The sequence below is a fragment of the Curtobacterium sp. AC268 genome (genome assembly GCF_979258745.1).
Genome location: NZ_OZ409878.1, coordinates 626534 through 644953 on the forward strand (window position 1 = coordinate 626534; position 18420 = coordinate 644953).

Here is an 18420-nt window from a genome sequence, read left to right on the forward strand (position 1 = left end):
CGCGGGCCCGACAGGAACTGGACTAGCGGCGGCGGGCGCCGGTGGCGAGGTCGGCGGCACGGTCGGCCACACCCTGCACACCGAGGTCGGCCAGCGCGCGGACGAACGCGGACCCGACGATGGCGCCGTCGGCGTACTCGAGCACCTCGCCGACCTGCTCGGCCGTCGAGATCCCGAGACCCACGCAGGTGCGCTCGACCCCGGCGTCGCGCAGGCGCGACACCACCGTGCGTGCGGCGACGTCGACCCCGGCCCGTGCACCGGTCACACCCATCGTGGAGACGGCGTAGACGAACCCACGGCTGGCCTCGACCGCCTGGCGCATGCGCTCGTCCGACGAGGACGGTGCGGCGAGGAAGACCCGGTCGAGCCCGGTCCGCTCGGAGGCCTCGGTCCACGCGGAGGCCTCGTCGGGGATGAGGTCGGGCGTGATGAGGCCGGCGGCTCCGGCGGCGACGAGGTCGTCGGCGAAGCGGTCCACGCCGTAGCGCAGCACCGGGTTCCAGTACGTCATGACGAGCACCGGTACGTCGGCCCGCTCGGTGATCTGCTGCACGGCGTCGAAGACCTGTGCGACCCGGAAGCCGTTCGCCAGGCTCTCCTCGGCCGCCCGCTGGATCACGGGGCCGTCCATCACCGGGTCGGAGTACGGCAGGCCGAACTCGATGACGTCCACGCCGTTCTCGGCGAGGGCGACGGCGGCGTCGACGCTGGTCTGCAGGTTCGGGTACCCGGCGGGCAGGTAGCCGACGACGGCTCCGGCACGCTCGGCGTTGGCGGTGTCGATCGTCGTGGCGACGGTCCGGTTCGTGGTCACAGCTGCACCGCGTTCTCGTCGAGGATGCCGAAGTAGCGACTGGCGGACGCGACGTCCTTGTCGCCCCGGCCGGACAGGTTCACGAGCACGACGCCCTCGGGGCCGAGCTCCTTGCCGAGCTTCATGGCACCGGCGAGGGCGTGGGACGACTCGATCGCCGGGATGATCCCCTCGGTCTGGCTCAGCAGGCGGAACGCCTCCATCGCCTCGGTGTCGGTGATCGGCTGGTACTTCGCGCGGCCGATCGACGCCAGGTACGCGTGCTCCGGTCCGACGCTCGGGTAGTCGAGTCCGGCGGAGATGCTGTGGCTCTCGATCGTCTGGCCGTCCTCGTCCTGCATCAGGTACGACTTCGCGCCCTGCAGCACGCCCTCGCGACCGAGCGTGATGCTCGCCGCGTGCCGACCGGTCTCGACGCCGTCGCCGCCGGCCTCGAAGCCGTGCAGTGCGACGGACTCGTCGTCGAGGAACGCCTCGAAGATGCCCATCGCGTTCGATCCGCCGCCGACGCAGGCCGCGACGGCGTCCGGCAGGCGCCCGACGCGGTCGAGGACCTGCTGGCGCGCTTCCTCGCCGATGACCTTGTGGAACTCGCGCACCATCTCGGGGAACGGGTGCGGACCGGCGACCGTGCCGAGCAGGTAGTGCGTCGACTCGACGTTGGCGACCCAGTCGCGCAGGGCGTCGTTGATGGCGTCCTTCAGGGTGCGCGAACCGGTCTCGACGGGGATCACCTCGGCGCCGAGCAGGCGCATCCGGGCCACGTTGAGGGCCTGTCGCTCGGTGTCCACGGCGCCCATGTAGACGACGCACTCCATGCCGAACAGTGCGGCAGCGGTCGCGGTGGCAACGCCGTGCTGGCCGGCACCGGTCTCGGCGATCAGGCGGGTCTTGCCGAGCCGACGGGCGACGAGGGCCTGGCCGAGGACGTTGTTGATCTTGTGGGACCCGGTGTGGTTCAGGTCCTCGCGCTTCAGGATCACCCGGGCACCACCGGCGTGCTTCGCGAACCGCGGCACCTCGGTGATGATCGAGGGGCGCCCGGTGTAGTCGCGCTGCAGCTCGTCGAGCTCGGCACGGAACGCCGGGTCCGCCCAGGCCTGACGGAAGGCGGCCTCGAGCTCGTCGAGCGCGAGGACGAGGGACTCGGGGACGAAGCGTCCGCCGAAGTCACCGAAGTAGGGGCCGTGCAGGTCGCGGAGTGAGGTCACGATGTGTCTCCCGGGACGAGTCCGACGCGGCCGGTGGGCCGCGTCGGACGGGTGGAACGTGCGGCCGCGGTCGGCGGCCTCGATGCGTTGGCGGTCCGGGCCGCTGGTCAGCGGCCCGGTGAGCCGGTCAGGCCTGGTCGGCGGCGTCGACGAACGACGCCAGGGTCGCGGCGGGGTCGTCGCCCGTCACGAGCGCTTCGCCGACCAGCACGACGTCGGCGCCGGCTGCCCGGTAGTGGGCGACGTCGGCGGGACCGGAGACCGCGGACTCGGCGACCCGCACCACCCCGGTGGGGATGCGGTCGGCGAGCGACCCGAACAGGTCGCGGTCGAGCGAGAAGTCGGTCAGGTCACGGGCGTTGACGCCGAGGATGCGGGCGCCGGCGTCGAGGCCACGCGTGACCTCGTCACCGGAGTGCGCCTCGACCAGCACGCGCATGCCGAGTTCTTCGGCCAGGGTGTGCAGTTCGACCAGGCGGGCCTGTTCGAGCGCCGCCACGATGAGCAGCACGACGTCGGCTCCGGACGCCCGGGCCTCGATCACCTGGTACGGGTCGGCGATGAAGTCCTTGCGGAGCACGGGGACCCCGACGCGGGCCTTCACGGCTTCGAGGTCGGCGAGGCTGCCGAGGAACTTGCGACCCTCGGTCAGGACGCTGATCGTCGAGGCCCCGCCACGCTCGTAGTCGGCGGCGAGGGCAGCCGGGTCGGCGATCGCGGCCATCGACCCGCGGGACGGGCTGGCGCGCTTGACCTCGGCGATGATCTTCACCCGGTCGCCCGGGCTGAGGAACGCGAGGGCGTCGAGCGGCGACGCCACCCGGTCGAGGTCGCGTTCGACGTCCGAGTACGGACGGTCGACACGACGGGCGGCGGCGTCCTCGAGCGCGCCCGCGACGAGGGTCTCGAGCACGTTCGGCATCGGGAGACCCCTACTCGCCGTGGTGCTTGGGGACGAACTTCGGACCGTCGACGCCGTAGCCGGCCTTCTTCATCACGCCACCGACGATGAGGCCGATGAGGACGACGCCAGCGGAGGCCCAGACGCCCCACGGCTGGTCGAACCAGAAGAACAGCGTGCCTGCCGCGAATCCGATCAGCATGATCACGACGGCGGTCCAGGCGGCCGGCGAGTGGCCTTCGCCGAGTTCTGCGGGCTCAGTGTTGCTCACGGTGCTCCTCGTTCTGCTCCGGCGTCGTCGGTCGAGCGACGCCCTGTCGATCCTACCGTGTCGTCACTCGGCGCCCCCGCGCCCGCGCCGTCGGCGGTGGTCGGGTCCACGCCCGCGCTCAGGTCGTCCCAGTCGACGACCGCGTCGCGCTGGACGGGTGCTGCTGCGCGTGCCGCCGCGGCGGCTCCGGCGGTCGCGGCGCCGTACTTCCGGCTCGGGCCGGGCCAGGCGCGCTGGACCACGATGACGACCACGCCGAGCAGCACGGCGAGCACGCCCCCCGCGATCCCGACGGCGGGCCACGGGCTCACGGAGACGCTCGACACGACACCGCGGACGGCGCCGAGGTCACTGACCCCGGCGACCTCGCCGACGGCGCCGCGTGCAGCGGCGATGGGGTCACCGAGTGCGGTGATCCCGCTGACGACGACCCCGAGGCCGAGCAGGATCTCGACGGCGGCGAGCACGATGCGCAGCACCCGTCCGGCGATGGTCATCGCGAGGAAGAGCGCGAGGCTGGCGATCGCCAGTGCGGTGTACTGCGGCACGACCGCCGCCCCGTCGGCGGAGACCGTCGAGGTGACGGCGGCGCCCGCGTGCAGGCGCACGGTGAACCAGGTCTGGGTCCAGGCGAGCATGATGACGCCGGCGACCAGGAGCCCGGCGACGACCACGATCGGACGCGAGCGCTTCACGAGCGGACCTCGCGCATCCGGTTGGCCGTGGCGACGGCACGCAGCGGGGCGGCGGCCTTGTTGACCGCCTCGACGTGCTCGGTCTCCGGGTCGGAGTCCGCGACGAGTCCGGCACCGGCCTGCACGCGGGCGACGCCGTCCTTGATCAGGGCGGTGCGGATCGCGATCGCCAGGTCGGCGTCACCGGCGAAGTCGAAGTACCCGACGACACCGGCGTACGCACCGCGCTTCGCCGGCTCGAGCTCGTCGATGATCTCGAGCGCACGCGGCTTCGGTGCACCCGAGAGCGTGCCGGCCGGGAACGTCGCTCGGAACACGTCGATCGCCGAGGCGTCGGGACGCACCCGCCCCTCGACGCTCGACACCAGGTGCATGATGTGGCTGAACCGCTCGACGGTCATGAACTCGGTGACGCTGACGGTGCCCGGCTCGCACACCTTCTGCAGGTCGTTGCGGGCGAGGTCGACGAGCATCAGGTGCTCGGCGCGCTCCTTCGGGTCGCCGAGCAGTTCCTCGCCGAGGTGGACGTCCTCTTCCGGGGTCGCACCACGCGGGCGGGACCCGGCGATCGGGTGCGTGATCGCGCGGTCGCCCTGCACCTTGACCAGCGCCTCTGGTGAAGCGCCGACGATCCAGAACCGCTCGTCGGCGGTGTCCGCGAGGGCGAGGAAGTACATGTACGGGCTCGGGTTCAGCGTCCGGAGCACCCGGTAGACGTCGAGCGGGTCGGCCGTGACCTCGTGGTCGAACCGCTGCGAGATGACGACCTGGAACACGTCACCGTCGCGGATGAAGCCCTTCGAGCGCTCGACGGCCGCCATGTAGTCGGCCGGGCTCGTGCGGTGTGTCGGGGTCGGCTCGGCGATCTCGAACGCCTCGGCGACGGTCGCGACGCTCGGCTGCACCAGGTCGCCCTGCATGCGGTCGAGGCGCTGCTGCGCGTCCGCCCAGAGGGTGTCCGCGTCGTCGGTGCCGTCGTTCAGCACGCTCGCGACCAGCAGCACGAGACCGGTGCGGTGGTCGAGCGCGGCGAGTTCGGAGACGAACGACAGCGCCTGTCCGGGCACGTCGAAGTCGGCCGGCGGCACGTTCGGCAGGTGCTCGAGCTGCCGCACGGCCTCCCACCCGATGAAGCCGACGGTGCCGCCGACGAGCGGCGGTGAGCCGGGCACCCGCGGCGTGGCCCAGCGCTCGTGCAACCGTGCGAGGACCTCGAGGGGGGCGCCGTCGAGCGACCCGACGGCGCGCTCGGTGTCGATGCCGGTGTCGATCCAGGCCGCGCGGTCGCCGTCCTGCGTCAGGACGCCGAAGCTCCGCACGCCGACGAACGACCAGCGTGACCACAGGCCACCCTGACCGGCGGACTCGAGCAGGAAGGACCCGGGGCGGCCGTCGGCGAGCTTGCGGTAGACGCCGACCGGCGTCTCGCTGTCGCCGTACAGCGCGCGGACGACCGGCAGGACGCGGTGGTCGCCGAGCAGGCCGTCGAACTCCGGTCGGGAGGTCGTGTGCGGGGTCTCGGAGATCGTCGCGGTGGTCATCGGGTCGGCTCCACTACCGTGTCCGCCGGGGCGGACATGGTCACGGGCGCGAGCGGGTCGACGTCGAAGCACCGGTGCGCACCGGTGTGGCACGCCGCCCCGACCTGCTGCACCGTGACGAGGAGCGTGTCGTCGTCGCAGTCCAGTGCAGCGCCCCGGACGTACTGGGCGTGTCCCGACGTGTCACCCTTCCGCCAGTACTCGTTCCGCGACCGCGACCAGAAGGTCACACGGCCTTCGGTGAGGGTGCGGCGGAGGGCTTCCCGGTCCATGTAGCCGAGCATGAGGACGTCCTTCGACGATTCCTCCTGCACGATGGCGGGGAGCAGGCCGTCCGCACCGAAGTGTGCGCGGTCGAGGACCGCCTCGGTGTCGGTGCTGGTGCTGTCGGTCATGAGACTCCTAGCCTACGGCGGCGGATCAGCGGACGGTGTGGCCGGTCGCGCGGAGCGCGGCCTTCACGTCCCCCACGGTCATCTCGCCACGGTGGAAGACACTGGCGGCGAGGACTGCATCCGCTCCCGCGTCGACGGCCGGGGCGAAGTGCTCGACGCGACCCGCGCCTCCCGAGGCGATCACCGGGACGGACGAGACGGCGCGCACCGCGGCCACGAGTTCGAGGTCGAACCCGTTCTTCGTGCCGTCGGCGTCGATGGAGTTGACGAGCAGTTCCCCCGCGCCGCGCTCGACGGCCTCGCGTGCCCACGCGATGGCGTCGAGGTCGGACTCGGTCCGCCCGCCGTGGGTGGTGACCACGAAGCCCGAGGGCATCCGGTCGGAGCGCTTGACGTCGAGCGACAGCACGACGGCCTGGGCACCGAACCGGTCGGCGATCTCGCCGATGAGCTCGTGCCGGGCGATCGCTGCGCTGTTCACGCCGATCTTGTCCGCGCCGCACTGCTGCAGCCGCGAGACGTCGTCGACGCTGCGCACCCCGCCGCCGACGGTGAGCGGGATGAAGACCTGCTCGGCCGTCCGGGTCACGGTGTCGTACATCGTCGCCCGGTTCTCGACCGTGGCGCCGACGTCGAGGAAGGTCAGCTCGTCGGCACCCTGCTCGTAGTACCGAGCCGCGAGCTCGACGGGGTCACCGGCGTCCTGGAGGTCCAGGAAGTTGACGCCCTTGACGACGCGCCCGCCCTTGACGTCGAGGCACGGGATGACCCGGACCGACACGCCACCGGCGGTCACAGGCGTGCGGCGTGGATCGGGCTGACGAGGATCGCCCGTGCGCCGAGGTCGTAGAGCGCGTCCATGATGAGGTTCGCGTCGTCGCGCGGGATCATCACGCGGACAGCGGCCCAGTCGCGGTCGTGCAGCGGCGACACGGTGGGCGACTCGATGCCGGACGCCACCGCCGTCGCCTGCTCGAGCAGGGCCGTGGGGACGTCGTAGTCGAGCATCACGTAGCCGCGGGCGACGAGCACGCCCTGCAGGCGTCGGCGGAGCACGTCGATGCCGGGGATGGTCTCGTCGGTGGAGACGAGCACCGCGGTCGACTCGAGGATCACCGGGCCGAAGATCTCGAGGCCCGCCTGCCGGAGCGTGCTGCCCGTCGACACGACGTCGGCCACGGCGTCGGCGACCCCGAGCCGGACGGCGCTCTCGACGGCGCCGTCGAGCTTGACGAGCGTGGAGCTGACCCCGTGCTCGGCGAGGAACGCGCCGACCAGTCCGGGGTAGCTCGTGGCCACACGAACGCCGTCGAGGTCCTGCAGCGAGCCGAACCGACCCGGGGTACCGGCGAACCGGAAGGTGGAGTCGGCGAAGCCGAGCGCGTCGACCTCGTGCGCCTCGGACCCGGAGTCGAGCAGCAGGTCGCGGCCGGTGATGCCGACGTCGAGCGCGCCGGACCCCACGTACGTGGCGATGTCCCGCGGGCGGAGGAAGAAGAACTCGACGCCGTTGCGCTCGTCGAGCAGGTGCAGCGCCTTCGGGTCGCGGCGGCCGGCGTACCCGGCCTCCCGCAGCATGTCGGACGCGGTCTCGGACAGGGAGCCCTTGTTGGGCACGGCGATGCGGAGCATCAGGGGGTCTGCTTTCTGGTCGGGGTCGTGGCGGATCGAGGTCGGTGCGCGGGCGGTGCACGCGCGCGTCCTACAGATGTCGCCAGATGTCCGCCGGGGACAGCCCCTTCGCGACCATGAGGACCTGCAGGTGGTACACGAGCTGCGAGATCTCCTCCGAGGTGCGCTCGTCGCCCTCGTACTCGGCCGCCATCCAGACCTCGGCCGCTTCTTCCACGATCTTCTTGCCGATCTGGTGCACGCCGGCGTCCAGTTCGGCGACGGTGCCGGAGCCCTCGGGGCGCGTGCGCGCCTTCTCGGTGAGCTCCTGGAACAGGTCGTCGAACGTCTTCACGGGGTCCAGGCTACCGGTCTCCGCTGACGCTGCCGACGCACCGTCCGGACGGGTCGCGCTCATGCCCGCGCCCGCGCGGCCGCTTCGCGCAGGTCCGTGATCCGCGCGGCGGGCTCCCCGCCGTAGACGGCCGACCCGGCGACGAGCGTGTCGGCCCCGCTGCGCACGGCCTCGGGCACGGTGTCCACCGAGATGCCGCCGTCCACCTCGAGCCAGACGTCGAGCCCGGACGCGTCGACGGCGGCGCGGGCGTCGGCGAGCTTCGGCATCACGGACGGCATGAAGGACTGGCCGCCGAACCCGGGCTCGACCGTCATCAGCAGGATCATGTCATAGGCGTCGAGGTGGTGCAGCACCTGCGTGATCGGGGTACCGGGCTTCACGGCGACGGCGGCCCGAGCACCGTTCGACCGGATCGCCGCGGCGGTCGCCACCGGGTCGTCGGCTGCCTCGAAGTGGAACGTGACGCTCGACGCGCCCGTCTCGGCGTACTTCGGCGCGTTGCGGTCGGCGTCGGTGACCATCAGGTGCACGTCGAGCGGCACCGGCGACACCTGCTGCAAGCGCTCCACGATCGGCAGCCCGAGCGTCAGGTTCGGGACGAAGTGGTTGTCCATCACGTCGACGTGCACCAGGTCGGCGGTCTCGATGCGCTGGAGTTCGCGCTCGAGGTTCGCGAAGTCTGCGGACAGGATGCTCGGCGAGATGCGGATCGTCACCGGGCAAGCCTACCGGCGCGAGCCTGCCGGGCCGCTCCGTGGCGACGTCAGCGCCCGCCGACCACCCGGGTGCCGAGCTCCGAGCCGAGCATCGTCTCGAGCGCGGCGTCGACGAGCCGTTCGCCCTGCACCCGGTCGATCCGGTGCGAGACGACCAGGGTGGCGATCCCCTGCATGGTCGCCGCGAACAGGAGCTTGAAGAGGAGTCGGGCGTCCGCACCGTCGTCCCCCGTCGTCGCGGTTCCCACGGCACCCTCGAGCACCGCGAACAGCGACTCCGCGGCAGCCTGCACGGGGCCTGTCCGGCCGGTCGTCTGCGCCTGGAACATGAGGTCCATCAGCGCCGCGTCGTCGATCGCGAAGTCCACGTACGCCAGGGCGACCCGGCGGAACCGGTCCTCCAGCCCGTCGGCACCCGACAGTGCCCGGCGCACGGCAGCGGTCAACCGGTCGAAGCCGAGTTCGGCGAGGGCGTCGAGGAGCGCCTGCCGATCGACGAAGTGACTCCGGGGGGCGCCGTGACTGACCCCGGCGCGGCGGGCGAGGTCGCGGAGCGAGAGTCCGTCGACCCCTGACTCCCGAAGCACCGCGACGGCCTCGTCGAGGAGCACCGCCCGCAGGTTCCCGTGGTGGAAGGGCCGCTCGGTCATGGGGACATCCTAGTCCCGAACTAGGCATTGACTATTTTCTAGGCAACGCCTAGTTTGACGACATGCCTTCGGAACAGACCCTCCTCGTGTTCGGCGCGACCGGCCGAACCGGCCAGCACTTCACCCGACTCGCACTCGACGCCGGGCACCGCGTCCGAGCAGTCGCACGGACGCCGTCGAAGCTGGCTGTCCAGCATGACGACCTGCAGGTCGTGCAAGGCTCGGTCACCGACGACCTCGACCTCGATGCACTGCTCGACGGCGTGACGGGCGTCGTCGTGATGCTCGGGGACGTCGCCGCGCAACGCGAGCGACCCGTCAACACGCAGTTCGTCCGCGCCCTCGTCCCCGCCATGCGCCGGAACGGCACCCGGCGCCTGCTGTACCAGGCCGGTGGGCTGAGCGCCCCTCCCGGCAAGCGGCTCGCCCCCGTGCTCCGCCTCGTCCGATCGACGCTTGCGCGGGACTATCGCGGCCAACACGCGGACAACGAGGCGGTCATGCGCTACCTCGACGCCGAAGCGCAGGACATCGCCTGGACCGTCCACCGGGCTGGCATCGGCTCGGACGACCCCACGAAGGGCGAGCTCCGCCGGTCGGCGCGGCGGATCAGCATCGGCACGTTCCGGGACTGTGCCGCGTACAACCTACGGGCGCTGTTCGACGACTCGGCCGTGCACACCTGCGAGGGCAGCGTCTACCAGCGCGGAGCCTGAACGCCGTGGGCCGGGGCCTCAGTCGACGCGGCGGAACAGCGCGATGAACATCGCGTCCGTCCCGATGCGGTGCGGCCACAGCTGCGCCGTGGCACCGTCCGCGATCTCGGGGTCGCGCGCGGCGACACCTCGGACGATCGTGGCGGTGTCGAGCTGCTCGAGCCGGTCCCCGTGCCGCCCCATCAGCGCGTCGACCTGGCCACGGGTCTCGGCCAGGTGCGGCGAGCACGTCACGTACGCCAGGATCCCACCCGGTGCGAGCACCCGGACGGCGGCGTCGAGCAGTTCGGTCTGCAGGGCAGCGAGCTCCTCGACGTCCTCGGGGAGCTTCCGCCAGCGTGCCTCCGGCCGGCGACGCAGCGCGCCGAGCCCGGTGCACGGGGCGTCGAGCAGGATGCGGTCGAAGGTCATCCCGGTGCCGTCGCGGCCGTACCGACGGGCGTCGCCCTCGACGACCCGCACGTGGTCACCGAACACGCCGAGGGCGTTCCGCACGAGTCCGGCGCGGGCGGGCACGAGCTCGTTGGCGACCAGGGTCGCCCCGCCCTGCTGCGCCTCGGCGCCGAGCAGCGCGGCCTTGCCGCCGGGCCCGGCGCACATGTCGAGCCACCGCTCCCCCGCACGCACGTCCGACGAGCGGCTCAGCGCCAGCGCGGCGAGCTGCGACCCCTCGTCCTGCACGCGCAGGCGTCCGGCGGCGACGCCCGGCACGCGCGCCGGGTCGCCGCTGATGCCGCGGATGCCGACGGGCGACACCGGCGCGGCGTCCGCCTGCACGACGGGCTCCTCGGCCCGGACGGGAGGCACGGTGCCGGTCGCGCCGTCGGCCTCCGGTTCGTCGTCGGCGGGCACCAGGGCCGCGGGCACGTCGTCCGCACCGGTCGTGTCGGCGAACGCGGCATCGGTGTCGTCGTCCGGAGCGGTGCGGGCGGTCGCGGTGGCGATGTCCTCGTCGGTGGCGAGGCCGGGCAGGGCCGCGAGCTGCACCCGGGGTGCGGCGTTGTCGGCGGCGAGCAGGGCGGCGAGCTCGTCGCGGGAACGTTCGGCGGCCAGGGCGTCGCGGAGCGCCGAGACGACCCAGACGGGGTGCGACCAGCGGGTGGCGAGCAGGGCGTCCCCGGCGCGACCCTCGGTGATCAGGGCGTCCCACTCCTGGTCGGTTCGGGCGGCGATCTTGCGCATCACGGCGTTCACGAACCCGGTCGCGCGGCGGGCACCGACCTCGCGGGCGAGCTCGACCGTGGCGTCGACGGCGGCGTGCGTCGGCGTGCGCATGGCGAGCAGCTGGTGGGCACCGAGGCGCATCACGTCGAGGACGTCCGCCTCGATGTTCTCGGCCCGGCGACCGGAGGCCAGCGCGATGATCACGTCGTAGCGGCCGAGCATCCGGATCGACCCGTAGGTGAGCTCGGTCGCGAACCCGGCGTCGCGGGCGGTGAGCCCGGCGCGGCGGATGCGCGTCGGCAGCAGCAGGTTCGCGTAGGCGTCGTCGACCTGCACGGCGCGGAGCACGTCGAACGCCACGCGGCGGGCGCTGGCCGGACGCGGGCCGCGGCGGGCACCCTGGGGCTTCGTCTGGGGGCTCATGCGAGGACCTTCCCGTCCAGTTCGCCGAGGCCACGGGCCCAGGCGGCGGCGTCCATCGCCTTCTTGCCGGCCGGCTGCACCTCGAGCAGCACCAGCGGGGTGTCGGCGGTCCCGACCAGCAGCCGACCGCCGTGGAGTGCGAGCGCACCCGGCGCGAGCGACGGGGCGGGGTCCTGCGTGCCTCCCGGCTCCGTCCTGCTGCGGAGCAGCTTCACGCGGGTCTCGCCCAGGTGGGCGTACGCGCCGGGCTCGGGCGTGACCCCGCGCAGCCGGGCGTGCACGGCGGTGGCGGGCGCGGCGAAGTCGATGCGGCCGTCGTCGATCGTGAGCTTCGGGGCGACCGTGGGTTCGCCGGACTGTTCGGTCGCGACGGCGGTGCCGTCGGCGATGGCGTCCACGACGTCGGCCACCACGTCGGCGCCGACCTCGGCCATCGCCGCGAGGACCTCGCCCGAGGTGGCATCGGGGTCGATCTCGAAGGGCCGCGCGGCGTAGACCGGGCCGGCGTCGAGCGCCTCGACCAGCTGGAAGACCGTCGCGGCGGTCCGGGTGTCGCCGGCGATCACCGCACGCTGCACGGGAGCCGCGCCGCGGTACGCCGGGAGGTCGGAGAAGTGCAGGTTGATCCAGCCGTGCCTCGGGGCGTCGAGGGCCGGGCGGCGGAGCAGTGCACCGTAGGCGACGATCACGCCGAGGTCGACGCCGAGGTCCGCGATCCGGGCGGTGACCGCGTCGTCGACGCGCGAGGCCTCGATGACCGGCAGTCCGAGCTCCGCGGCGACGACGGCCACCGGGGTCGGGGTGAGGACACGCTTGCGGCCCTGCGGGGTGGCCGGCCGCGTGAGCACCGCGACGATCTCGTGGTCGGACGCCGCCAGACGGCGGAGGGTGGGGACGGCCGCAGCGGGGCTGCCGGCGACGACGAGACGCATGGGTTCGATCCTCCCACGCGCGAGCCACTGCGCCTTGCCCGGTCGCCGGCGTCACGGTGCGCGTTCCGGCTCACCTTGGGGACAGCAGAGCATCGGCTGCGTACGGTCTGAACCACATCAGGAGAGGAAACCCCATGAGCGACGTCACCACCGCCACCAACCGCTACGCCGGTTCGTCCGTCCAGAAGGCCGCCCTCGTGGTCGGCATCGTGTTCCTGCTCGTCGGGATCGCCGGGTTCGTCCCCGGCATCACGACCGGTGACCTGGCCGGGGCCGGACACGAGTCGATGGGCATGCTGCTCGGCATCTTCCAGGTGTCCGTGCTGCACAACATCGTGCACCTGCTGTTCGGCGTCGTCGGACTGCTCGCCGCCAACCGTGCCTCCGGTTCGCGGATGTACCTGGTGATCGGCGGGATCGTCTACTTCGTGCTGTGGATCTACGGCCTGTTCACCGCCGGCCACAGCTCGGGTGCGAACTTCGTCCCGCTGAACAACGCCGACAACTGGCTGCACCTCGTCCTCGCCATCGGCATGGTCGCCCTCGGCGTCGTGCTGCCGCGCGAGCGTCGCCGGCCCGCCAACGCCTGACCGACCCGCACCAGCCGGTCGCCGCACGGCGGCAGACCCCGAACGACACCGCCGACGTCCCACGACGTCGACGGTGTCGTTCTGCGTCGTGCAGCAATCGGGTCCGCCCGGGCCCGACGGCGTCAGACCTCGGAGAACGGTTCGGCGTCGTCCAACCGCACCCGCAGCGTCGGAGCGGCTCGTCGGCGGTTGCCGCCCTTGAGCACCCGCCGGGTCGACGAGCGCCGGATGACCTCGGCCTTGAGCGTGGCGGCGACCTCGGCCCCGTGTGCGTACGGGAACCGCACGATCGCCCGGACCGTGCCCGGCAGGGCGTCGTCCTCGACCGGGACCGGGCCGAGCACCGGACCGACGACGGCGTCGCCGAGCGCTTCGACCGCCGCTGTGACGGCCTCGTCGGTGCCGGTCATCGTCGCCACCCGGACCGCCGGCGGGAAGTGGAGTTCGCGGCGGTCGGTCAGTTCGTCGTGCGCGGGTCCGTCGAGTCGCCACAGGGCCATCGCCGAGGCCAGCCGCCCGCCGATCCCGACCAGGTACACCTCGGCCCCGGGAGACGACTTCGCCGCCGCGTTCGTCCAGAAGCGCAGGACGTCTTCCTGCACGCGCAGCCCCTCGCGGGCGAGCATCTTCTCACCGTCCAGCAGCAGCACGCAGGCGTAGCCACCGGGCACCGAGGGTTCGGCCCCACGGGTGGCGACGACGACCGACGGCTTGGCGGGGACCTCGTCGAGCGGACGAGAGCCGTCGGCGACGATGATCCGGGTGCCGGGGAACGCCCGCCCGAGCTCCTCCGCGGTGCGCTGTGCGCCCTGGCCGACGGGCTTCACGGTGCCGTTGCCGCACGTCGGGCAGCGGAACCCGACGGCCAGCGCGCCGCAGAAGCGGCACTGGGGCGTGGCGCCCCGGTGGGGGCTGCCGAGCGGCCCGCCGCAGACCCGGCAGTGCGCCCGTTCGCCGCACTCGGCACAGACCAGCCCGGTGCCGAAGCCCGGGCTCGCGACCTGCACCAGGACGGCACCGTGCTGGCTGGCCTCGCGCGCGGCACGCCACGCAGAGCTCGGGATGCGCGCCTGCGCGGCGAACCCCTCGGCCCCGGTCTGCTGCACGGTGGGGATGACCTTCGGGGTCTTCACGCGGTACGGCACGACGTCCTGCAGCCAGTGCAGCTCGACCAGGCGCTGCACGTCGGTGCTGCGCGCGTGTGAGACGAACAGCAGCGCGGCACCGGACTGGGCGGCCCGCACCAGGGCGACGTCGCGCGTGTGCACGTAGGGCGCCCGCTGCTCGATGAACGAGGCGTCGCCGTCGTCCCACATGGCGATCAGGCCGAGCTCCGTCGCCGGTGCGTACATCGCCGTGCGGTTGCCGATCGCGACCACCGGGTGCGTGCGGGCCTGCAGCAGCGCCTTCGCGCGCTGCCCGTTCGTCTGCTTGGCGTCGAAGCGCACCACCCGCTCCGGTGGCAGCACGGCGAGCAGGGCACGCTCGAGGTCGAGGACGTCGCGGAAGTCCGGAACGGCGACCACGGCGGACTGCTCGGCCGCCACCGTGTGCGCGGCCGCCTGGGCGAGCGTCGCGGCCCACCCCGGCACCCAGACCGGCTCGTCTGCGTCGCCCATCGCCACGGGCTGGGGCACGGCGGCGACCGCGGCGCGTCCGTGCTCCGTCACCACGGCCTCCAGGACGCCGTCGGCGTAGCCGGTGACGGGCGGGGCGGTCACCGGCGGCGGCGACCACGCGGTGTCCCGGGCGAGCCAGGCCTTCTCGGCGCGCACCTGCCGCGGGGGCACGGCGAGGCGCAGCACGTCGGAGGCGACACCCGCGGCCCGGTCGGCGACGGCGCGTGCGAGGGTCCAGATCTCCGGCGCCAGGACGGGCACCGAGGACAGGACGGCCTCGATCTGGCTCAACTCACCTGGGTACTCACCCTCGGTGACGATCTCGACCACGTAGCCGTCGGACATCCGGGCCCCGGTGCGCAGCGGCACCTTGACGCGGACCCCCGCGACGCAGTCGTCCTCGAGCTCGGTCGGCACCCGGTAGTCGAACAGACGGTCCAACTGCGGGAGCGGCGAGTCGAGGACGACGCGCGCGACGGTGGTCACGCGGTGCTTCAGACGGTCGCGGCGACGAGTCCTGCGGCGGCGCGGAGTTCCTCGACACGGTCGAGCTGCTCCCACGTGAACCCGGGGAGCTCGCGGCCGAAGTGGCCGTAGGTCGCGGTCTGCGCGTAGATCGGTCGGAGCAGGTCGAGGTCGCGGATGATGGCGGCCGGACGCAGGTCGAACACCTGGCGGATGGCAGCCTCGATCGTGGCGTCGTCGACGTGTCCGGTGCCGAAGGTCTCGACGTACAGCCCGACGGGCTTCGCACGGCCGATCGCGTACGCGACCTGCACCTCGAGCCGGTCGGCGAGCCCCGCGGCGACCGCGTTCTTCGCGACCCAGCGCAGCGCGTACGCCGCCGAACGGTCGACCTTCGACGGGTCCTTGCCGCTGAACGCGCCGCCACCGTGCCGGGAGGCCCCGCCGTAGGTGTCGACGATCACCTTGCGGCCGGTGAGCCCGGCGTCGCCCTGGGGGCCACCGATCTCGAAGCGGCCGGTCGGGTTCACGATGACGTCGACGTGCGACGAGTCGAGGTCGACCAGGTCGAGGACCGGACGGATCACGTGCTCGGTGATCGCGGCGGTGAGCTCGTCGAGCGTGACGCTCGGCGAGTGCTGCGTGGAGAGCACGACGGTCTCGACGGTCTTCGGCACGACGCCGTCGTACCCGATGGTGACCTGGGTCTTGCCGTCCGGGCGCAGGAACGACAGCTCGCCCGACTTCCGGACCGCGGCCAGGCGCTCGGCCAGGCGGTGCGCCAGCCAGATCGCGACCGGCATGTACTCGGGGGTCTCGTTCGTCGCGAAGCCGAACATGATGCCCTGGTCGCCGGCGCCCTGACGGTCGAGCGGGTCGACCGCACCGGTGCGGGAGTCGAGCGACTCGTCCACACCCTGCGCGATGTCCGGCGACTGGGCGCCGATCGAGACCTCGACACCGCACGTGGCACCGTCGAACGAGACGTCCGACGAGTTGTAGCCGATCCCGGTGATGACGTCACGGACGAGCTTGGGGATCTCGACGTAGCCGGAGGTCGTGACCTCGCCGGCGACGTGCACGAGCCCGGTGGTCACCATCGTCTCGACGGCGACGCGCGCGTTCGGGTCGACCGTGAGCAGTGCGTCGAGGATGCTGTCCGAGATCTGGTCGCAGATCTTGTCGGGGTGCCCCTCGGTCACCGACTCGGACGTGAAGAGGCGGAGAGCAGCTGCAGTCACCGGGATCAGTCGGTGGGCTGCTGCTGCTTGGTGACGGTGAGCTTGTCCTCGTTGATCTCGTGGAGCGCGACGGACAGCGGCTTGTCGTCGATCGTCGAGTCGACGAGCGGTCCGACGTTGTCGAAGAGCGAGCCCTCGTGCAGGTCGGCGTAGTAGTCGTTGATCTGGCGGGCGCGCTTGGACGCGAAGATGACGAGCGCGTACTTCGACTCGACCTTGCTGAGCAGGTCGTCGATGGGCGGGTCGATGATGCCCTGGGGGTTGGCCATGGTGTCTCCTCGAAGTCAGTGCACCCGTCAGGGCGCAGAGAACAAGTCTACGACCTCACGTGCCGCGGTGCCGACATCGGAGTTCACGATCCGCACGTCGAACTCGTCCTGGGCGGCCAGCTCGACCTTCGCGGTCTCGAGGCGACGCGCTTGTTCCTCCGCGGATTCGGTCCCGCGGCCGATGAGCCGGCGCACCAGTTCCTCCCACGTCGGGGGCAGCAGGAACACGAGCACCGCCTCGGGCATGGCGTCGCGGACCTGCCGGGCGCCCTGCAGGTCGATCTCGAGCATGACCTTCTCGCCGGCGTCGAGCGCGCGGTCGATCGGCGGGCGCGGGGTGCCGTAGCGGTACGAGTTGTGGACGGTCGCCCACTCGAGCAGCTCACGGTCGCGGATCATGCGGTCGAACTCGTCGTCGTCCACGAAGTAGTAGTGCACGCCGTCGACCTCGCCGGGGCGCGGCTTCCGGGTGGTGGCCGAGACGCTGAGGTTGACGTCCGGGTAGTGCTGTCGGATGTGCGCGCTGACCGTGCCCTTGCCGACCGCGGTGGGTCCGGCGAGCACGACGAGCTTCGAAGCACCACGCTTGCGACCGCGGGCGGCGAGCCAGTCGGCCAGGGCCGCGCGCTGCCGGCTCCCCAGGCCACCGAGGCGCTTCGACGGTGCGATCCGCAGGGACCCCATGATCGCCTCGGCTCGCGCGGGGCCGATGCCCGGCAGGCTCACCAGCAGGTCACGGACCCGCAGCGAGCGTTCCGCCGAGGTCGTCTCGACCAGCGAGTCGTCCCACGCGGCACGGGCGACGTCGAGCGCGGAGCGCTCCCCCGACGCGATCGCGGCCTTCACCGCGGCCCGGGCGCGTCGCGCGGCGACGGCGGCCTTCGCCGCGGCGACGCGGTCGACCTCTGGCGGGGTGCGGTGGGCGGGCAGGCCCTCGTGGTCGTCGGTCACGCTGCCGCCGCCAGTGCGGTGCGGATGCGGTCGGCGCGGTCGGCGACGAGCGCCGCGGCACCGTCCGGACCGTCGGTCAGCAGGCCGCGCGACTCGCTCACGAGCACCTGCTCGGCACGCGCGCCGTACAGCGCACGGAGGTCCTCGATGCGGGCGCCCTGGGCACCGAAGCCCGGAGCGAGGACCGGCGCGGTGCCGATCGCGTCCGCGTCGATGCCGAAGTCGTCGAGGTGAAGGGTCGCGCCGAGCACGAGCCCGACGTCGCCGAGGGCCTGATCGCCCACGGACCGGTTGTCGTCTGCCACGTCCAGAACGATACCGGCCGCGACCGTCCGGCCGGTACGCGGTCCCTCGGCCAGCACCGCGGTCTGCAGCACCCGGGCCTCGGGGTTGCTCGTCGCCGCGAGCACGAAGACCCCGGCACCGTTCCGGCGCGCGACGTCGATCGTACCCCGGAGCGAGCCGTACCCGAGGTACGGCGACACGGTCATCGCGTCGGCCGCGAACGGCCCGTCGCGGTCGAGCCACGCAAGCGCGTAGTCGTCACCGGTGGTCCCGATGTCGCCCCGCTTCACGTCGGCGACGACCAGGAGGCCCGCATCGCGTGCCCGGCGGATCGTCGCGTCGAGCGCACGGTAGCCCGCCACCCCCGCCGCCTCGAAGAAGGCGACCTGCGGCTTCACGATCGCCGCGCGGCCGGCGGCCGCGTCGACCAGCGTCGCGCCGAACGCCGTGAGGCCCTGCTCGTCGCGGGCGAGCCCCCACGCCGCCAGGGTGGCGGCGTGGGGGTCGATCCCGACGCAGAGCGGTGAACGCTCCCCCATGGCGGACGCGAGGCGGACGCCGAAGGAGGCCGGGCCTCCAGACCGGGGCGTGTCCACGCC

The 18420-nt window shown here is 72.6% G+C and carries 21 protein-coding genes; 2 read left to right on the top strand and 19 right to left on the bottom strand.

Annotated features, from left to right (window positions below; all coding sequences use genetic code 11):
• Positions 1-22: 22 nt before the first annotated feature.
• The 12 genes from trpA to ACZZ9K_RS03030 form a co-directional block, all read right to left on the bottom strand.
• Positions 23-817 carry a tryptophan synthase subunit alpha gene (trpA, locus tag ACZZ9K_RS02975; protein WP_027465720.1) on the bottom strand — a complete coding sequence of 265 codons (795 nt, stop codon included), beginning with the start codon at positions 815-817 and terminating at the stop codon, positions 23-25.
• Positions 814-2028, bottom strand: coding sequence for a tryptophan synthase subunit beta (trpB, locus tag ACZZ9K_RS02980; RefSeq protein ID WP_071244754.1), 1215 nt, complete (start codon positions 2026-2028; stop codon positions 814-816). Before trpB ends, trpA begins: the two co-directional genes overlap by 4 nt.
• Before the next feature lie 127 nt (positions 2029-2155).
• Positions 2156-2941, bottom strand: coding sequence for an indole-3-glycerol phosphate synthase TrpC (trpC, locus tag ACZZ9K_RS02985; protein WP_027465722.1), 786 nt, complete (start codon positions 2939-2941; stop codon positions 2156-2158).
• A gap of 19 nt (positions 2942-2960) precedes the next feature.
• Positions 2961-3200 (bottom strand): HGxxPAAW family protein, encoded by a 240-nt coding sequence (locus tag ACZZ9K_RS02990; RefSeq protein WP_017887200.1) that lies wholly within the window; start codon positions 3198-3200, stop codon positions 2961-2963.
• Positions 3197-3895: a Trp biosynthesis-associated membrane protein gene (locus ACZZ9K_RS02995; protein ID WP_110858960.1), complete on the bottom strand. Its 699-nt coding sequence runs from the start codon at positions 3893-3895 to the stop codon at positions 3197-3199. Before ACZZ9K_RS02995 ends, ACZZ9K_RS02990 begins: the two co-directional genes overlap by 4 nt.
• Positions 3892-5436, bottom strand: coding sequence for an anthranilate synthase component I (locus tag ACZZ9K_RS03000; RefSeq protein WP_463443295.1), 1545 nt, complete (start codon positions 5434-5436; stop codon positions 3892-3894). Before ACZZ9K_RS03000 ends, ACZZ9K_RS02995 begins: the two co-directional genes overlap by 4 nt.
• Positions 5433-5831: a phosphoribosyl-AMP cyclohydrolase gene (gene hisI / locus ACZZ9K_RS03005; RefSeq protein ID WP_463443296.1), complete on the bottom strand. Its 399-nt coding sequence runs from the start codon at positions 5829-5831 to the stop codon at positions 5433-5435. The genes ACZZ9K_RS03000 and hisI overlap by 4 nt, the downstream gene beginning before the upstream one ends.
• A 25-nt stretch (positions 5832-5856) precedes the next feature.
• Positions 5857-6612 (bottom strand): imidazole glycerol phosphate synthase subunit HisF, encoded by a 756-nt coding sequence (gene hisF / locus ACZZ9K_RS03010; protein WP_301565212.1) that lies wholly within the window; start codon positions 6610-6612, stop codon positions 5857-5859.
• Positions 6613-6623: 11 nt separating this feature from the next.
• Positions 6624-7463: an ATP phosphoribosyltransferase gene (gene hisG, locus ACZZ9K_RS03015; RefSeq protein ID WP_071403725.1), complete on the bottom strand. Its 840-nt coding sequence runs from the start codon at positions 7461-7463 to the stop codon at positions 6624-6626.
• A 70-nt stretch (positions 7464-7533) separates the two neighbouring features.
• Positions 7534-7797, bottom strand: coding sequence for a phosphoribosyl-ATP diphosphatase (locus ACZZ9K_RS03020; protein WP_111084162.1), 264 nt, complete (start codon positions 7795-7797; stop codon positions 7534-7536).
• A 59-nt stretch (positions 7798-7856) separates the two neighbouring features.
• Positions 7857-8516 carry a ribulose-phosphate 3-epimerase gene (gene rpe, locus ACZZ9K_RS03025; RefSeq protein WP_463443297.1) on the bottom strand — a complete coding sequence of 220 codons (660 nt, stop codon included), beginning with the start codon at positions 8514-8516 and terminating at the stop codon, positions 7857-7859.
• Positions 8517-8563: 47 nt separating this feature from the next.
• Positions 8564-9166, bottom strand: coding sequence for a TetR/AcrR family transcriptional regulator (locus tag ACZZ9K_RS03030; protein WP_138803571.1), 603 nt, complete (start codon positions 9164-9166; stop codon positions 8564-8566).
• Positions 9167-9228: 62 nt separating this feature from the next.
• Here ACZZ9K_RS03030 and ACZZ9K_RS03035 point away from each other — a divergent pair, with 62 nt between their 5' ends.
• Positions 9229-9882 carry an NAD(P)-dependent oxidoreductase gene (locus ACZZ9K_RS03035; protein ID WP_463443298.1) on the top strand — a complete coding sequence of 218 codons (654 nt, stop codon included), beginning with the start codon at positions 9229-9231 and terminating at the stop codon, positions 9880-9882.
• A gap of 18 nt (positions 9883-9900) precedes the next feature.
• Here the strand turns inward: ACZZ9K_RS03035 and ACZZ9K_RS03040 are convergent, their stop codons facing one another.
• Both ACZZ9K_RS03040 and fmt read right to left on the bottom strand, forming a co-directional pair.
• Positions 9901-11469 (bottom strand): RsmB/NOP family class I SAM-dependent RNA methyltransferase, encoded by a 1569-nt coding sequence (locus ACZZ9K_RS03040; RefSeq protein WP_463443299.1) that lies wholly within the window; start codon positions 11467-11469, stop codon positions 9901-9903.
• Complete coding sequence (fmt, locus tag ACZZ9K_RS03045; protein ID WP_463443300.1) at positions 11466-12401, bottom strand: methionyl-tRNA formyltransferase; 936 nt, start codon at positions 12399-12401, stop codon at positions 11466-11468. Before fmt ends, ACZZ9K_RS03040 begins: the two co-directional genes overlap by 4 nt.
• Positions 12402-12535: 134 nt before the next feature.
• Between fmt and ACZZ9K_RS03050 the strand changes: the two genes are divergently transcribed.
• The gene (locus ACZZ9K_RS03050) at positions 12536-12991 is read left to right on the top strand and encodes a DUF4383 domain-containing protein (RefSeq protein ID WP_071403720.1); all 456 of its coding nucleotides are present in this window, start codon (positions 12536-12538) and stop codon (positions 12989-12991) included.
• 122 nt (positions 12992-13113) lie between these two features.
• Here ACZZ9K_RS03050 and ACZZ9K_RS03055 read toward each other — a convergent pair whose 3' ends face one another.
• Genes ACZZ9K_RS03055 through pyrF form a run of 5 tightly spaced genes read right to left on the bottom strand, consistent with a single transcriptional unit; the run spans position 13114 to position 18417 of the window.
• Positions 13114-15096, bottom strand: a complete 1983-nt coding sequence (locus ACZZ9K_RS03055) for a primosomal protein N' family DNA-binding protein (RefSeq protein WP_463443301.1) — start codon at positions 15094-15096, stop codon at positions 13114-13116.
• Positions 15097-15104: 8 nt separating this feature from the next.
• Positions 15105-16316, bottom strand: a complete 1212-nt coding sequence (gene metK, locus ACZZ9K_RS03060; protein ID WP_110858970.1) for a methionine adenosyltransferase — start codon at positions 16314-16316, stop codon at positions 15105-15107.
• Between the two features lie 5 nt (positions 16317-16321).
• Positions 16322-16585, bottom strand: a complete 264-nt coding sequence (rpoZ, locus tag ACZZ9K_RS03065; protein WP_017887186.1) for a DNA-directed RNA polymerase subunit omega — start codon at positions 16583-16585, stop codon at positions 16322-16324.
• Positions 16586-16612: 27 nt separating this feature from the next.
• A complete protein-coding gene (gene gmk, locus ACZZ9K_RS03070) occupies positions 16613-17536 on the bottom strand; it encodes a guanylate kinase (RefSeq protein WP_463443302.1) in 924 nt (307 codons plus the stop codon).
• The gene (pyrF, locus tag ACZZ9K_RS03075; RefSeq protein WP_349848647.1) at positions 17533-18417 is read right to left on the bottom strand and encodes an orotidine-5'-phosphate decarboxylase; all 885 of its coding nucleotides are present in this window, start codon (positions 18415-18417) and stop codon (positions 17533-17535) included. The genes gmk and pyrF overlap by 4 nt, the downstream gene beginning before the upstream one ends.
• Positions 18418-18420: the final 3 nt, after the last annotated feature.

Coding starts and splice junctions, on each gene's coding strand:
- ACZZ9K_RS03000 (WP_463443295.1), bottom strand. CDS start 5,436: ATGACCACCGCGACGATCTCCGAGACCCCGCACACGACCTCCCGACCG.
- hisI (WP_463443296.1), bottom strand. CDS start 5,831: ATGACCGACAGCACCAGCACCGACACCGAGGCGGTCCTCGACCGCGCA.
- hisG (WP_071403725.1), bottom strand. CDS start 7,463: ATGCTCCGCATCGCCGTGCCCAACAAGGGCTCCCTGTCCGAGACCGCG.
- ACZZ9K_RS03030 (WP_138803571.1), bottom strand. CDS start 9,166: ATGACCGAGCGGCCCTTCCACCACGGGAACCTGCGGGCGGTGCTCCTC.
- ACZZ9K_RS03035 (WP_463443298.1), top strand. CDS start 9,229: ATGCCTTCGGAACAGACCCTCCTCGTGTTCGGCGCGACCGGCCGAACC.
- ACZZ9K_RS03040 (WP_463443299.1), bottom strand. CDS start 11,469: ATGAGCCCCCAGACGAAGCCCCAGGGTGCCCGCCGCGGCCCGCGTCCG.
- fmt (WP_463443300.1), bottom strand. CDS start 12,401: ATGCGTCTCGTCGTCGCCGGCAGCCCCGCTGCGGCCGTCCCCACCCTC.
- ACZZ9K_RS03050 (WP_071403720.1), top strand. CDS start 12,536: ATGAGCGACGTCACCACCGCCACCAACCGCTACGCCGGTTCGTCCGTC.
- rpoZ (WP_017887186.1), bottom strand. CDS start 16,585: ATGGCCAACCCCCAGGGCATCATCGACCCGCCCATCGACGACCTGCTC.